This is a genomic window from Gimesia benthica (assembly GCF_009720525.1).
GTDB lineage: Bacteria > Planctomycetota > Planctomycetia > Planctomycetales > Planctomycetaceae > Gimesia > Gimesia benthica.
Genome location: NZ_CP043930.1, coordinates 6,791,194 through 6,807,158 on the forward strand (window position 1 = coordinate 6,791,194; position 15,965 = coordinate 6,807,158).

At 53.4% G+C, this 15,965-nt stretch carries 13 protein-coding genes; 7 read left to right on the forward strand and 6 right to left on the reverse strand.

Annotated features, from left to right (window positions below; all coding sequences use genetic code 11):
• Positions 1-35: 35 nt before the first annotated feature.
• The 3 genes from F1728_RS26540 to F1728_RS26550 form a co-directional block, all read right to left on the reverse strand.
• On the reverse strand, positions 36-365 hold the full coding sequence (locus F1728_RS26540) for a hypothetical protein (protein WP_145042051.1): 330 nt from the start codon (positions 363-365) through the stop codon (positions 36-38).
• A 904-nt stretch (positions 366-1,269) separates the two neighbouring features.
• On the reverse strand, positions 1,270-1,599 hold the full coding sequence (locus F1728_RS26545) for a hypothetical protein (RefSeq protein WP_155366561.1): 330 nt from the start codon (positions 1,597-1,599) through the stop codon (positions 1,270-1,272).
• A gap of 594 nt (positions 1,600-2,193) precedes the next feature.
• Positions 2,194-2,523 carry a hypothetical protein gene (locus tag F1728_RS26550; protein ID WP_155366562.1) on the reverse strand — a complete coding sequence of 110 codons (330 nt, stop codon included), beginning with the start codon at positions 2,521-2,523 and terminating at the stop codon, positions 2,194-2,196.
• 619 nt (positions 2,524-3,142) lie between these two features.
• On the opposite strand from F1728_RS26550, the gene F1728_RS26555 reads away from it, so the two are divergent.
• On the forward strand, positions 3,143-4,012 hold the full coding sequence (locus F1728_RS26555; RefSeq protein ID WP_155366563.1) for a formyltetrahydrofolate deformylase: 870 nt from the start codon (positions 3,143-3,145) through the stop codon (positions 4,010-4,012).
• Between the two features lie 12 nt (positions 4,013-4,024).
• Here the strand turns inward: F1728_RS26555 and F1728_RS26560 are convergent, their stop codons facing one another.
• Positions 4,025-4,708, reverse strand: coding sequence for a uracil-DNA glycosylase (locus tag F1728_RS26560; RefSeq protein WP_155366564.1), 684 nt, complete (start codon positions 4,706-4,708; stop codon positions 4,025-4,027).
• Between the two features lie 298 nt (positions 4,709-5,006).
• On the opposite strand from F1728_RS26560, the gene F1728_RS26565 reads away from it, so the two are divergent.
• Complete coding sequence (locus F1728_RS26565; RefSeq protein WP_155366565.1) at positions 5,007-5,498, forward strand: hypothetical protein; 492 nt, start codon at positions 5,007-5,009, stop codon at positions 5,496-5,498.
• A 37-nt stretch (positions 5,499-5,535) separates the two neighbouring features.
• Here F1728_RS26565 and F1728_RS26570 read toward each other — a convergent pair whose 3' ends face one another.
• Positions 5,536-7,254, reverse strand: coding sequence for an SMP-30/gluconolactonase/LRE family protein (locus tag F1728_RS26570; RefSeq protein WP_155366566.1), 1,719 nt, complete (start codon positions 7,252-7,254; stop codon positions 5,536-5,538).
• A 404-nt stretch (positions 7,255-7,658) separates the two neighbouring features.
• Between F1728_RS26570 and F1728_RS26575 the strand changes: the two genes are divergently transcribed.
• From F1728_RS26575 to F1728_RS26595, 5 genes are all read left to right on the forward strand, one after another.
• Positions 7,659-8,198, forward strand: coding sequence for an NUDIX hydrolase (locus F1728_RS26575; protein ID WP_155366567.1), 540 nt, complete (start codon positions 7,659-7,661; stop codon positions 8,196-8,198).
• A 100-nt stretch (positions 8,199-8,298) separates the two neighbouring features.
• Positions 8,299-9,414: a pyridoxal phosphate-dependent aminotransferase gene (locus F1728_RS26580; protein WP_149344493.1), complete on the forward strand. Its 1,116-nt coding sequence runs from the start codon at positions 8,299-8,301 to the stop codon at positions 9,412-9,414.
• A 160-nt stretch (positions 9,415-9,574) separates the two neighbouring features.
• On the forward strand, positions 9,575-11,278 hold the full coding sequence (locus F1728_RS26585; protein WP_155366568.1) for a serine/threonine protein kinase: 1,704 nt from the start codon (positions 9,575-9,577) through the stop codon (positions 11,276-11,278).
• Between the two features lie 195 nt (positions 11,279-11,473).
• A complete protein-coding gene (locus F1728_RS26590) occupies positions 11,474-13,195 on the forward strand; it encodes a SpoIIE family protein phosphatase (protein ID WP_155366569.1) in 1,722 nt (573 codons plus the stop codon).
• A 60-nt stretch (positions 13,196-13,255) separates the two neighbouring features.
• Entirely contained in the window at positions 13,256-15,253 is a 1,998-nt protein-coding gene (locus F1728_RS26595) for an ATP-dependent DNA helicase (protein ID WP_155366570.1), read from the forward strand.
• 16 nt (positions 15,254-15,269) lie between these two features.
• Here the strand turns inward: F1728_RS26595 and F1728_RS26600 are convergent, their stop codons facing one another.
• Positions 15,270-15,680: a hypothetical protein gene (locus F1728_RS26600; RefSeq protein WP_155366571.1), complete on the reverse strand. Its 411-nt coding sequence runs from the start codon at positions 15,678-15,680 to the stop codon at positions 15,270-15,272.
• Positions 15,681-15,965: the final 285 nt, after the last annotated feature.

The following is a 15,965-nucleotide window of genomic DNA, read 5'->3' on the forward strand; positions in this document are numbered from 1 at the left end:
CCGGGCAGAGCGTGTAATTTTGATGAGAGATCAAATTACGGAGTTACGCCTTCTGAGGCAGTAACACCAGTTGTACCGGTAACCAGGTCACAAGTTGTGTTCAGGTCACAGTCATCAACAGCGTCGTTGAACATTGAACCAGCGTAGTGGCTTTTGTTCTTTCCGCCAGTTCCAGCGAAGCCGGTGTAGGCGTAGCTCTGGTTCAGAGATCCGATTGCGTTTGAAATGTCGTTCAGTTCAGTGTTGACAGCAACAGCGACTTCGCTCAGGCCGACGATCATAGCCAGAACAGCGATGGTCAGTACGAGTACCAGTTCGGCTGAGATTACGAAACCTGCTTCATCGTTCCAAAGTTGATTTAACATTTGAGTGAGTTCCTTGGTTTTAAACTTTTTAATGAGAGACTGATTTGCAGAAGGGGCTCCCTGGGGAAACCTTCCGCGACTAATTGCTGGCTAAAGCGGTAGCGATAACCAGATCGTGACCCAATTCGGAGACTTCGCTCCACTCAGGCACAGTTGTGAAATGCACTGGCCGGTGCATTTCACGGCACAAACTGCAGATTTGTAGGCTTAAAAATATTGTTAAAACGCACGTTATGACCCGCGGAGCAAAGGAAGCCCAGTCATGATGTCGTGGACACCATACGCATTGAATGCTCTCTCACCTTCATGCAATGCAGTCGCTTCTCTTCTTCTCTCGGGGACAAGTCGCAAGAATTTGAAGAAGCCTCAACACGGGTCACAACGCTGCGAATCGATTGTTTCTGTTCAGTTATGAATTTTGTTTTCGTTTCGGTTACGTGAACTACTCAACGCAGCAGGTGTGCCAGAATCGGACGGAGGGGGATGTTGCCAGGCGGCAGCAGGGGCGGTGGTGGGAAGGAAACGCGAATGCGTAATCGCTATAACTGTAGGTCAAATGGCCGTTTACGGAAATCGGCCACAAAATGGGATCCGGATCGGGAAAAGTTCGGTTGGTTGTTTTCCGGCAACAGAATTTATCAATGGATCTGAACAGTCTGTAAAACCAGGTGGCTACACGATGAGTTTTTTTTTAAACATCGGGCCTCCGCAGATGCGGTAAATTTTCTGGAAGACAGAGTTTAGGTGAAATGCTGGCTGTCTGGGTTATACAGGTTTTATCGCTGAGAACAGTATGAGATTGATAATCAAAACAAATGCGACTACCGCATCGCTGTTACAAAAAAAGCTCTGCCCAGGAAAGTCCTGAACAGAGCCTGTATTTACCGGTTGAAACTAATCCGGATTACGGAGTAGTACCTTCACCTGGGGTGATGGCGCCAACACCGGTAACCAGATCACAAGTTGTGTTCAGGTCGCAGTCATCAACAGCGTCTTCGAAGCGTGAGCCAGCGTAGAAGCTCTTAGCTTTACCACCGGTTCCGCGGAACCCTGTGTAGGCATAGCTCTGGTTCAGAGCACCGATTGCGTTTGAAATGTCGTTCAGCTCAGTGTTAACAGCAACAGCAACTTCGCTCAGACCAACGATCATGGCCAGTACAGCGATGGTGAGAACGAGAACGAGTTCCGCAGAAATTACGAAACCAGCTTCGTCATTCCAGAATTGATTCATCATGTTAGAGTTCCTTGTTTTTACTTGAGAGTAAAGAGATTGTTTCCGATCCTGATCGAGATATCATGATCGTGAGAGACAGCAGTCACGCCGCGTGCGTCACTACTTATGCACAGGCCCAACAATATTCAGCCCAGCCTGAGTGGCTGTACCAAACCGCTGATGACCAGGAACTGGTTGTCATGCAGGTTGAAATTCAGAGAACCGGTTCACTCTGAACTCACTAGATGACTCAAACCCCTATTGCTAAAGGTCCGATTACACAATTCCTCTATGCAGTGTTGAGATGTTTGCACAGGACATGCCGAAGGAAGAATCTTTACAAACGGTAGAACTCGTAAACAAGGAATCTTGTAACTAACGCCTTTTATTGTTGCAGTTTATCGCTGGAAACTGCGGTTGGCGTGAGAATGTTCAGGGGGGCGGGGCGTAAAGAAGTGTAAGGAATCTGAAACACGGCTTTACAAAGCGTGTTTCAAAACAACAACAAATGCGTTGTTTCTGAAAATTCAGTCTGTTGAATCAAATCCCGGAAGAGAAAGTTCTCTTCCGGGATTCGTCTCGATCAGCTCTCAAGTTAAAAATCTGCACTCAGGCTTATCGGCCTCTGCCTTCGTTGACGGTGACAAACCGGACACCGGTCACCAGGTCACAGGTGGTGTTCAGGTCGCAGTCATCGACGGCGTCTTCGAAGCGTGATCCACGATAGTAGCTTTTCAGTTTTCCGCCGGTCCCCCGGAAGCCTGTGTAGGCATAGCTTTGTGTGAGGGCTCCGATTGCGTTTGAAATATCATTTAATTCAGTGTTTACAGCGACAGCAACTTCACTCAGGCCAACAATCATGGCCAGTACGGCGATGGTCAGGACCAGGACCAGCTCGGCTGAAATCACAAATCCAGCTTCGTCATTTAAAAATTGTTTCCACATTGTTTGAGTTCCTCTTTTTGAGATTGAGAGTTTTGTTTTAGATTCCATACGGAATCCTGAGAGACTTCGAAATCAGTTCAGAATGCCCCGGGGGCTGAAGCCGGGGCTTCTGCAGCGAATCGATTGAGGGTCGATTCAAGGTGCTGTCAGGGAACAGGCTGTCTGCCTGGACTGGTTTCAGCTACCGGTTCTGTCTGAATCCAGTTACAGGGAAGAAATCAGTTATTCTGAACGTGACTCCTTTAACGGTTGTATCGATTGCAGAGATCGTGCCAGATGTTTCTGATTTGAGGATCGAAGGGGCTGCCTGGGAGTGGCGATGCTATAATTGATTAGCGATTCGAGGTTTAGGGGAAGAGCTATAAGGCAGGATTGAGCGGGCGAAGTGTTCAGCTCAGCAATTTTTGTAAAGAGATCTGAACACGGCTTTACAAATCGTGTTTCAGAATTCCGACAAAACCGTAAATTGAATATGATTTCAGGAGCAACAGGACGTTTTTAAGCCAGGCTTTGATAAATCGCGGTGGGCAGGATCTCTGTGGGATACATTTAAGATGGTATTCCAACGATTTAAATCAGAGTCTGAAAGAACCGGGAATTCAGGAAAGCAGTTTGAGTCATGCAAGTTACTATCACAGCCGTCGGGCCGGACAATCGCGGATTAGCAGATCCCATCGTGCACTATGTGACCGGTGTAGGGGCCAATATTCATGAGATCCAGATGTATGACCATGATTCAGAACGCCTGTTTGCCATGCTGCTGCGTATCGACTGGCCCGTTGATGTGGAGCCGATCGCGGTGCTCCGGGAACGGATTATGCAGATCGGTGCGCAGAAGGGGCTGACCTTACGCGTCTGGGCGCGTGATGAGCATGATCGTCCTCCCCGGATCGCGATCTGTACGACTTATCGCAGTGAGCCTGCTGCGGCGGTTCTGGAAGCGATCAAGTCTGGCGTCATCCAGGCAGAGCCGGCAGTGATCATCGGCAACCGGGATCGTTGCCAGTCGCTGGCGGCTGAGCATGGACTGGACTTTCATAACATCGGCGACGAGCGGGGGAACCCGGACTACGATCAGATGGTGTCGCTGTTCGATTCATACGAAGTTGACTACGTGCTCTTGGCCCGGTACATGCGGGTGCTGCCCCCCGGGATCTGCTGGAGTTTCGCCGGCGGCCGCATCATCAATCTGCACCACGGTCTGCTGCCGTCCTATCCCGGATTTCAGCCTTATGAAGATGCTTTCAGTCATCACATGCTGACCTTTGGGGCCACAATTCACTTCATCATTCCGGAACTGGACGCGGGCAATCAGATCATTCATCAGAACGCGTTTACGGTGGCACCGGGAACTTCGCTGAAAGAGATCAAGCGGATCGGGGAGACCGAACATGAGCCCGAGTGTTTGGTGGAAGGGGTCCGCCGGGTCGTGGATCGCGAGGTGGAACTGCACTTCCATCGCGTCGTGGGGATGGCTGGGAAAAACTGAGGAAGGGGACGTTCAGTCTTTCAGTTTTGATTTGACCAGTTTGAAAACGTCGTCGAACATCGGCTCTGTCAGTCGACCGGTAAATGTATTCTGCTGGCTGGGATGATAACTGCCGACGAGCCAGTGACCATCGGGAAACTGATACGCGGCTCCGTGCCCGAAGGCAGGTCGTTTGCCGGACAGTCTGTCCTGGCGTTTTTTGAAGTCGAGGACCGCTTTCCAGCCGATCTGTCCCAGAGCGAGAAAGACTTTGACGGGTAGCATGTCGACCGTCTGTTCCAGCCAGGGGTGACAGTTTTCAATCTCTTCGCGCGTCGGTTTATTCGCGGGCGGCGCACAGTGACAGGTGGCGGTGATCGCGCAGTTGATCAGCTCCAGTCCGTCATCACTGCTGACCGCTTCGGGTTGCGTCGCAAAGCCTGCTTTATGCAGGGCGCGGTACAGCCAGTCCCCACTGCGATCGCCGGTAAACATGCGACCGGTCCGGTTGGCACCATGGGCCGCAGGGGCCAGGCCCACAATCAGCAGTTCGGCCTGTGAATCACCAAAATTGGGGACCGGTTTACCCCAGTAGTCCCAGTCGAGAAATGCTTTCCGTTTTTCAGCCGCGATTTTCAGACAATGGGTCCGCAGACGATCGCAGAGGTCGCAATTGGTGATATTCCGGTTTAACTGGTTCCACTTGGTTTTTGACATCCGGCTTCTCGTCTGACTGCTGATCAATGGTTCTGGTACAGGTTAGGGGGATCGTACTGATTATTCCCGCCGCAACGATCAAATGCGGCAGCGATAGATCATCAATAGCAGTAAACGGGTAATGCCGTCAAACGGGACTCTATATTTAAAGAGAACATTTTAAAATCGAGGCTTGAAAAACCGTCGAAAGCCTCTTTACGATAGTATCACAGTGCGGTGCCTGCCTGTCTCAGACAGTGGCGGGTGCGGCGCGTTTGATTTTCTGCATTTGAATATGCCCCTTTCAGGAACAGCGATTGTGTCGAAACTTCAACTCCCTTTGATGTCATTGATAGCCGCAATTCCCGGTGCTTTGTTAACGTACATGCTGGTGATGGCATTTCTGAATCATGCGGAAGCCATGTCGACGACATTGCTGGGAGTGGCCGGCCTGACACTGCTGATGAGTGCCATGCTGACGCTGATGCCCGTTGGTGCCCTGATCTTCGGACCCAAGGGGGCAGGTAAGTCGAAGAGCAAAGCGAAGGACGACGCAGAGTCGGATCTGGTTGATGAAGAGGAAGACGACGAAGAACTGGTATCTGATTCCGGAGCCGAAATCTCAGACGAGTTTGAAGCAGACGAATTCGCTGATGACGACGATGACCTGATGGCGTCGGGCGATGATATGGAAGTCGACGAACTGGATGACTTCAGTGACAGTGAATTCGACGATGCGGCTGACAGCGAGTTCGACTTTGCCGACGATGAGTATGAATTCGACGAAGACGATGAAGAAGAGAACAAATAACGTTTACCTGTTCTCTCCTTCTATTCGCTCGAATTGATTACTGCTGCAGATGCTGCTGGAAGAACTGGTCCATATCGGCGACCATGTCATTGAACCAGGGAAGCTGGTTCCAGCAGCCGTGCTTACCCTTGGGGTAAACCTTAATGCCCGTAGGTACCCCGGCTGTTTTGAGCTTTTCCCGTGAGGGGGCGTTGCGTTCGGGGTTGTCAAATTCCCCGGTCATAAACAGCAGTGGTGGTGTCTGCCGGGAAAGATGCAGGTAGGCATCGCTGAGTTCGTAAAGCTCGGGTGCTTCATCAATCGTTTTGCCCAGCCACTGATTGGAATTGGATTTCTTTGGGTCCTTGCGCGAACGTTCGGCGACCGAACCGGAGGCCATCATCATCGGTCCTGCCATCACGATGGCGGCCTGTAATTGAGAAGACCGGTCAGCATAGCCGGCATCTCCCTGGAGCGCTTTGACGTGTGGTGCCGCTGCCATCAGTCCGACCAGATGTCCGCCTGCGGAACCGCCGACGGCACCGATCTGCTGAGGATTGACATGGTATTTAGCGGCCTCCGCTCTGAGAAAACGGACGGCAGCGTTACAGTCCTGAATTCCAGCGGGGAACTTTGCTTCATGTCCCAGTCGATAACCGACGGCCATCGTGACATAGCCCCGCTCGGCCAGGGCGATCGCCAGGGCACGGAACTTGGTTTTATCTCCGTTGAGCCAGCCACCGCCGTGCACGACAACGACTGCCGGGAAAGGACCTTTACCGGTCTGGGGTACAAAAATATCTGCGAGCAGCTTGCGCGGTCCGGCCTGACCGTAGACCACATTCAGGTGTGGCGTGACTGAATCTGGTACGACTGTGGAGGGGCGGTTACCGCTATTGGCTGAAACTTCCGGTTCGGGCATGCAGCCATAGGCGTTCATGCGCTGACGATAGAGTCCCCCAAAGCCGGTGATGTAGAGCGACCGCATGTCCTGATCGCCGAAAGTGCAGTTGATGGGGCGGGTGGGCGTATGGATTTTTCCGAGCAGTTTGCCCTCAGGATTCCAGATCCAGATGTCTGCAGCACCGGCACAGTAGACGTTCCCGGCACGGTCGATGGTCATCCCGTCGGCACCCTTGTCGGGGCCATCATCCATTTTGGCAAACAGGCGTCCGTTTTTGACTTCGCCTGGTTTGGTTACATCGTAAGCCCAGATCTCTTTGGGGACGTATGCAGCAACATAGAGTGTCTGACCATCGGGAGAGAGGGTGATTCCGTTGGGCGTTTTGATCTCTTTGATGGCGACCGACTGTTTGCCTTCCGGTGAAATCCAGATGACTTCCCCCGAGCCGGTGAGAGTGTAGTAGATGCCCCCGGTTTGATCCACGACCAGATCGTTCGGACGACGGGGCGGCTTGACATCATTCGGCTGACCATTGATGCGTTTCTTCTGTTTACCTTCCAGAACTGAGATCTGGCTGTTGCCGTTATCTGAGAGGTAGAGTTTGCCATGATCATAAAAGCTCGCGCTGATCCGGCCGGCGTCGTTCAGGAAGACCTGGACTTTACCGGTGCGGGGCTGATAGCGATACAGCTTGCCTGCTTTAACATCGGGGAAGTAGAGAGTGCCGCGTCCATCCCAGGCGGGACCATCGGCGAGTTCGAATTGGGTCGCGATCGTCTCCAGCGGGGACGACGTATCGATGACAGATTCTTCAGCAGAGAGCGTGATCTGCACGAAAAGTACAGAGAGCAGGGCAAGGGCGAGCTGTTTCATAGATGTTTCCTGATCGAAAGTGAAACGGATTGAGGTTCCTGGCTGGCGGAAGTGGATTGATGGTCAGTCGAGACGCAATGGTCACCAGTCCCTGTCAGCGATGCGCTGCGGGACCAGGCTTCCTGTTCCGATCAGCCCCGGGATACGGGACTGTGGAAAAAAGCGGTCGCGACTCCTACAATCGGGAGCACACACGGCCGGGACAGGTAAGCGAACCTTTGTCGTCTGTTGAGCATCAAACAGGTACCTCGGGATTGGTATACTGGAATCAACGTGAGTCTGTTTATTCTCAGAAATTTGATGAAACAGATCAATCGTTATCCATGAGAATGCTCGGGTTCCCCTCAAGAAACCTTCGCGTTTTCACAGAGATTCAGGCTGGAGAGCAGAAAGAACAAATCAGTATGAGTGAGACCGACCAGACTTTGATCGAAACCCGTTTTTTGAGGTTGATCAAACGGGGACGCTGGGAATTTGTGCAACGTGCCAACGCGTCAGGAGTGGTCTGCCTGTTCCCGTTGACCCGGGATTACCGGGTGATTCTGGTCGAGCAGTTTCGTCCGCCTGTGAATTCCCCGGTGATTGAATTCCCGGCGGGACTGGCGGGGGATATCGCAGGTCAGGAAGACGAACTGCTGGAAACCGCGGCACTCCGGGAACTGGAAGAAGAGACCGGTTATGCAGCGGGGCGAATCATTTCACTCGGATCAACAGTCTCTTCGGCCGGCCTGACCGATGAAGCGGTTCATTTTTTCCTGGCCCTCGATCTGGAGCAGGTCGCGGAGGGGGGCGGCGATGAATCGGAGAATATCACCGTGCATTCTGTGCCGTTTGCGGAAGTCGAAGACTGGCTTAAAGCGGCCGAAGCACGCGGCTGTCTGCTCGATGCCCGAATTTACGCAGGTCTGTATTTTCTCTCCAAACATGTGCCGACGACTTCCTGAGCCGTTTGCTATATTCTCAAGACAAATGAGCTATAATAACGACGGACCAACATTTCAGATCCTCTTGAATCTGCTTTTTTAATCATAGAATGAGACTCCCATGAGTGAAGAATGGATAGCCGACCGGATGCACCTGATTGACGCCTCCGGAATTCGCAAGGTGTTTGACCTGGCGGCGAACATGAAAAATCCGATCAACCTGAGCATCGGGCAGCCCCACTTTGATACTCCCGATGAGATCAAAGACGCGCTCTGTCAGGCAGTCCGGGATGGGAAAAACGCTTACAGCCAGACACAGGGGATCGCCCCGCTGATCGAAAAGATCCAGTCGCGGGTAGACGAGATGTATCATCACGAGGATCGCCAGGTCTTTATTTCCAGTGGCACCAGCGGTGCATTGATGCTGGTGTTGAATGCCCTGGTCAACCCGGGTGATGAAGTCATTGTGTTCGATCCTTACTTCGTAATGTATACGCACCTGACCCGTGTGGTGGGGGGCAAACCTGTGTTTGTAGAGACTTACCCGGATTTCAAGATCGACGTGGAAAAAGTCCGGGCCGCGATCACCGACAAGACGAAGCTGATCCTGTTTAACAGTCCGAGCAATCCGACCGGCCACGTTGCCTCGGAAGAGGAAGTGCGAGCCCTGGCGGAACTGGCGGCGGAAAAAAACATCGCGCTGGTCAGCGACGAGATCTATCGTTCCTTCTGTTATGACGATCCGTTTGTGAGCCCGGCTGCTTATAACGAGAAGGTGATCGTAATCGACGGGATGAGTAAATCGCATTCGATGACCGGCCATCGGCTGGGCTTCGTGCATGGTCCCAAAGCCGTGACGCAGCAGATGATCAAACTGCAGCAGTACACGTTCGTCTGTGCCCCGCATCCGGTGCAGTGGGCTGGACTGGCGGCGCTGGACTACGATATCTCGGGACGCGTGGAAGAATACAAGGAAAAGCGTGATCTGATGCGGGATCTGCTCTCGGACCGGTTCGAAATCGCCGGTGCGCAGGGGGCGTTCTATATGTTCGTCAAAGCTCCATGGGGAACGGGGACCGAATTCTGCACCGAAGCGATCAAGAACAACCTGCTGATCATACCGGGCAATGTGTTCAGTAATCAGGATACGCATTTCCGAATCTCCTATGCCCAGGAAAATCCGGTTCTGGAGGCCGGGGCGGAAATTCTGAATCGGCTGGCAGACCGCAAGGGCTGAATAATCCGACCGGAAACAGGTCGTTGTCAGGGCCGGGGGAAGTTTTTTGTACAAATAAAAACTTTCTCTATACCTGAAAGGGTATCACCTCTATCATGGAGAGAGTGTGAGACTCTCATTCCCTTCCGAATAGACTTACGATACTGTCTGACAACGACTTATGCCTTCCGATCAACCGCAGAAAAACGGTCCTGGGGCTCCCGCCGGATCCGCACGCGAAAAGTCTTCTCCACGCTCTGCTGAACTGCAGGGAGGGGAATCCGCTCCGCTTGCGCACCCTGACGACTCCGATCTGAGTGAGGACACGGTTTATCAACCGGGGACGACACCTCAAACAGGAAAAAAGCAGACTGAATCGGTCAATCTCGTCGGCAGACAGCTGGGGGATTTCAAAATCCTGCGTCGCCTGGGGCAGGGAGGAATGGCTACTGTTTATCTGGCTGAACAGGTCTCTCTGAAACGCGAAGCCGCCATCAAGGTGATGCACAGCGAACTGATGAGTGATGAGACCCACATCAGGCGCTTCGAACGCGAGGCGAAAGCGGCCGCGGGGCTCACGCATCCGAATATCGTCCAGGTTTACATGACGGGCGATTTCGAGGGAACGCATTATATTGCTCAGGAATACGTGCGGGGGATCAATCTCAAGGAATACCTGGCCCGCAACGCACCCCCCGATTGTGCGCTGATCCTCAAAATCATGCGACAGGTGACCGCGGCCCTGCATGCCGCTGCGGAGAAGGGGATCGTGCATCGGGATATCAAACCCGAGAACATCATGATCACGTCCCGCAAGCTGATCAAGGTGGCCGATTTCGGACTGGCCCAGATTGCCCAGTCTGACGAGCGGGTCCATCTGACTCAGGTCGGCACCACAATGGGGACGCCGCTGTATATGAGTCCGGAGCAGGTCAACGGCAAGGCACTCGACCAGCGGAGCGATATCTATTCGCTGGGTGTGACCTGTTACCATTTGATCTGTGGTCGGCCCCCCTTTCACGGGGAAACGGCCCTTTCGATCGCCGTGAAGCATCTGAATGAAGCAGCCCCATCACTGAAGAAACGCCGTCCCGACCTGCCGGAAGAGCTCTGCGATCTCGTACATCGCATGATGGAGAAAGATCCGAACAAACGTCCGGCCAACGCCACTGAGCTGATGCAGGAAATCCGCAAGATTCCGGAGCAGTCCTCCAGCAGCGAAACACGCGACTGGCGGTCCCGACTGCCGTTTCAGGGAAATCAGGGGTTACAGAAACAAATTGCCACGTTTGTGCTGGCTTCACTCTGTCTGGGAGGCGTCGCCGCCGCCGTGGGCTGGGTGAATCGCCCCGGGAATCCACTGAACGCGCCTGTTGTTAATGCTGAGGGTCAGGCCAGTGGATCTGCGGTGGCGATTGGTAAGGAGGCCTCCGCCATGCTGCAGTATCTGCGGGCCATGCGGATGAACGATAACATCAACAGCGAAGATGGCTGGAAAGCAGTGATTGAGTATTATCCGGAGCATGCCGTCTACAAGCCTCTGGCACAGATTCGACTGGGGCTGTTAATGCTCAAGGGGGGGCGTTATGCCGAAGCCAGGCCGATTTTTGAGGAACTGGTGGCTTCCGGTCAGGAACGCGATCAGATCAACGGCTACGCCGGACTGATGGCTCTGGAAAGTCTGGAAGGGAACCCCGTCAACTCACAGAACATCTGGGAGAACCACGTTCACGATCATCTGGATGATCTGGACCGGGAAATGTTTGAGATTGCTTATCTGACCGTGACCCGCAACCAGAGTGCTCCCGGCGTTACCCAGAAAGATGATTACCGGAAACTGTTCGAACAGATGAATAACGAAGGTGAAGAACTGCTCAATCCTTGAGTCAGACTCGTTGCGCTCGCCCATTTCGGAAAGGATCTTTAATTACCGGACGATCCGGTTTCCCGTAGAGATGTCATTTCTGGACAGATACTCTATAATACAGCTCAACCAACGTTTGAGCACGAATCCGCTTCGGATTTCCTGCTCCAACCAATCCAGAATACCAGTTCTATTTCAGCAGAGTCGGGCACAGCTGTGGCGATTTTACAGATACTTAAAGGGAAAGTTCCCGAACAGATCATCGAGCTGAGCGGAGAACGGGTGATAATGGGGCGACATCCCAATTGTGAGATCGTCCTCGATAATGTCGCCGTCAGCCGCTACCACGCCCAGATTCTGGAAAGCCATGGTTTCTACTACCTGGAAGATCTGCACAGCCGCAACGGCACTCTGCTCAACGGCACGGTCATCGAAGGTCGGACCGAACTGCACGAGAACGATACGATCAGCATCTGCGATATCCAGATGCAGTTCCTCGTCGATTATGAACCGTCCCCCGATTTTATCGATTCGGCGATCCAGCAGACGCTGGAAGTCACCAATCGGTCGCTGAAAGAAAACCAGCATCTGGCCCTCGATGATGGCACGACGGAAGGTGTTCTCGATGGGTCCTCGATCATCAGTCAGCTGGATCTGAATACGAGTAGCCAGCTGCGGATCAGCGTCAAACCCGAAGTCAAACTGCACGCGGTACTGGAGATCAGCCAGATTCTCAGCCGGGCATTGAAACTGGACGACGTACTACCGCGTATCCTGGACGGTCTGTTCAAGATATTTGCCCAGGCGGACCAGGGCTTCATCATGCTGCAGAGTCCGGAACGCAAAAAGCTGATTGTTAAAGCAACGAAGGCCCGTCGCCGCGAAGACGAAGATTCGATTCGCATCAGTACCACGATCGTCCGCCAGGCGATCATGAGTGGTTCCGCCATCCTGAGTGCCGACGCGGTTGAAGATGATCGCTTCAAGATGAGCGAGAGCATCACGTCGCTCCGCATCCGTTCCATGATGTGCGTGCCGTTGATGTCGCAGGCCGGGGATGTACTCGGCGTAATTCAGATCGCGACCCGCGATATCGGTCAGCAGTTCAACAAGGACGACCTGGACGTCATGGTGGCGATTGCCCAGCAGGCGAGCCTCGCCGTCGACAATGCGAAGCTGCACGAAGACCTGGTTCGGCAGCGGGACATCGAGCGGGACCTGGAGTTCGCCCACCAGATCCAGTTGGGTTTACTGCCACATAACCGACCGAAGTACAAAGAATACGAGTTCTTTGATTTTTACGAATCAGCCCAGAGTGTCGGCGGCGATTACTTCGACTACATCGAACTGCCCGGCGGAAAGCTGGCGGTGACGCTGGGGGATGTCGCCGGCAAGGGGGTTCCGGCAGCTATTCTGATGGCCCGCCTGTATGCCTCGGCCCGCTATCATGTGCTTTCCCGAAATGCAGCGGACAAGGCACTGGCCGAACTGAATGCAGAAATCGCCTCCAGTGGTGTAGGCCTGCGATTCATTACATTCATACTGGCGGTGCTGGATCCGAAGAAGCATACGGTTTCAATTGTCAACGCCGGTCATATGGCGCCGCTGTTACGACGAACGTCCGACGGAACCGTGAAGCAGGTGGCTCAGGAAAAGTCAGGCATGCCGCTGGGCGTGATGAAGACACAGACGTTCCATGTGGAAACGATCACACTGGAAAAAGGGGATACACTCCTGATGTATACCGATGGTGTGACCGAGGCCATGGATCAGAAGAACCGACTCTATCACCGGGATCGGCTGGTCAAGTATCTCAAATCGGCGCCTGAAGAAGTCGAACCCCTCGTCAAGGGACTGCTCTCGGATGTGGAGTCGTTCCGCAAGGATTCGATGCAGAAGGACGACATGTGCGTTGTCTGCTTCCGCCGCAAATCATAAAACAGAGACAGAGCCACGCACCAACAGGATGTTCCGCTCTCACGTTCAACCACTCACCGGATGAGGCCCGTTTTGACTACTGATGTATTATCCATTCTCGGCAAGGACGGCAAAGTTGCCCGGCGGCTCGACCATTACGAGGAACGCCCCGAGCAACTGGAGATGGCCGAAGCCGTCGTACGGGCGATGGAAGAGAAGCATCACCTGCTGGTGGAAGCGGGAACCGGGGTGGGCAAAAGTTTCGCATACCTCGTACCGGCGATCCTGGAGACCTGCAGACAGAACGAGACCCGTACGGGCAAAGACCGTAAACGACTGATTGTCTCTACCAATACGATCAGTCTGCAGGAACAGTTGATCAATCGCGATATCCCGTTCCTGAACGCCGTGCTCCCGGTAGAATTCTCTGCGGTGCTGGTAAAGGGGCGGTCGAATTACATCAGCCTGCGTCGACTGAAAGGGACCGTCGAGCGGGCCGGGAATACGTTCTCGAATGAAGAAGAACTGAGTCAGCTCGATCAGATCGCGCAGTGGTCCCGCAAGACAAACGATGGCAGCCGGTCTGACCTGGATTTTCGTCCGCATCCCAAAATCTGGGACGAGATTCAGAGCGAACACGGCAACTGCCTGGGCAAACGGTGTGCGACTTACAATGAATGCTTTTATTACCGGGCCCGCCGCCGCGTCTGGAATGCGGATGTGCTGGTGGTGAATCATGCCCTGTTTTTCTCAGACCTGGCGATCCGCCGGGAGGGGAGCAGTATTCTCCCTGATTACGATACGGTAATTCTGGACGAAGCCCACACCATCGAAGCAGTGGCGGGGGACCACCTGGGGCTTTCGATTACCAACAGTCAGTTCGATTACCTGTTCAGCAAGCTGTATAACGACCGGACCCAGAAGGGCCTGTTGATGCATCACAACCTGGTCGACTGCCAGCAGCATGTGATGCGGCTGCGTTTCATGGTCGAGGACCTGTTCGATCATCTGCTGGAGTGGCAGTCCCGAGAGGGGCTGGCCAACCGTCGCATTCGCCAGTTGCCGCCGGTCGAAAATGCGGTTACCCACGAAATGAAGCTGCTGGCTGCCCAGATTTCGGAATACGCATTCCGTTTGAACAGCGAAGAAGAAAAGATCGAACTGCAGTCGGCAGCCGAACGCTGTTCCGCGCTGGGCGATGGCTTACAGAGCTGGCTCACACAGCAGGCCGATGCCGATTCGGTCTACTGGGTGGAAGTCTCTCGCGGACGCAACCAGCGTATCAAGATGGTTAATGCGCCCATCGACGTGGGACCGGTGTTGCGGGACGAACTGTTCAACCAGGCTCAGACGGTGATTCTGACGAGTGCCACCCTGGCGGTCGGCGATCAGGATTTCAGTTTTACGCGATCGCGGCTGGGACTCAATCAATGTGAGGAACTGAAGCTGGGAAGCCCCTTCGATTACCGGGAGCAGGTGCGACTCATCCTGCCCGATCCGATGCCGGATCCCGGGGAAGCGCCGGCGGAGTATGAGCGTGCGGTGACCGAGAAACTGAAACAGTATCTCGAACAGACCGACGGCCATGCCTTTGCACTGTTTACCAGTTACAAGATGATGAAAAATTGTGCCGACCAGATATCAGGCTGGCTGCAGGATCATAACCTGGCCTTGTATCTGCAGGGGGAAGGATTGCCTCGTTCCCTGATGCTGGAGCGGTTCCGCAATAATCCCCGTGGGGTGTTGTTCGGGACCGACAGTTTCTGGCAGGGGATCGATGTGCCCGGTGATGCGTTGACCAATGTGATTATCACCAAGCTGCCCTTTAGCGTGCCCGATCATCCTTTACTGGAAGCCCGGGTCGAAGCGATTCGGAATCGGGGAGGGAATCCGTTCATGGATTATCAGATTCCGGAAGCGATTATTAAGCTGAAGCAGGGGTTTGGTCGTCTGATTCGGACTGCCAGCGATCAGGGGCAGGTCGTGATTCTGGACCCGCGGGTGCGGACCAAGCGTTATGGTCAGAAGTTTCTGGAGAGCCTCCCGGATTGCACCGTGATTATCGACCGGGATGACTGAGCGCGGCGGCGGTTTGTTAATCTGAGCCGAAGACGATATCGCTGCTGCAGAAGGAACCGCCGAAGTTATTTGCGAGGGTGACCACCTGGTCCAGTCCATCCATAAACAGGTTGCGACTCAGGTCGGTCAGAGGGTGCAGGAACAGTGACCAGAGTACACCGTCGCCGATGGCGTAGCGCGCGTCGAGGGAACGGTCGAAATTGGCTTCCATTACGTCCCAGAGATCCTCTTCGTCCAGATCCTCTTCTTTAATGATCGGCGTCATGATGCGAACCCGGTCGTGGATCTCATCGACGATTAAAAACAGGATGCGTTTGTGGTACTCCACTTTCCAGCATCCGTCACCGGTCTCCAGGGGAGTGCTGACATCTTCAATGATTTGTGAAATCGATTGCGGGGTTAAGGAATTTTTTATGGTTGCAATCATTGTCCTGCTCCTTGAACAATTCTTAAAACGGTTGAAATCGAGAACCGGTTTCAGCAGCAGTGTGAACCCGGTCGTGGGTTACCTGTCAGTCACAATGTTCAATCAGAGATTGATGCGTCATGCGCGGCGACAGTACCGAAACCAACATGATTTCAATGTTCCCTGCACCTCTATTGTTTATCAGTTCGAATCTAAAAAGCAACATTTTTTTTATTCCTCGTCAGAAAACTATTTTTTGGCGATATCAAAAAATCAGTGACCGACTACAATCAGGGTTTAGTTCAC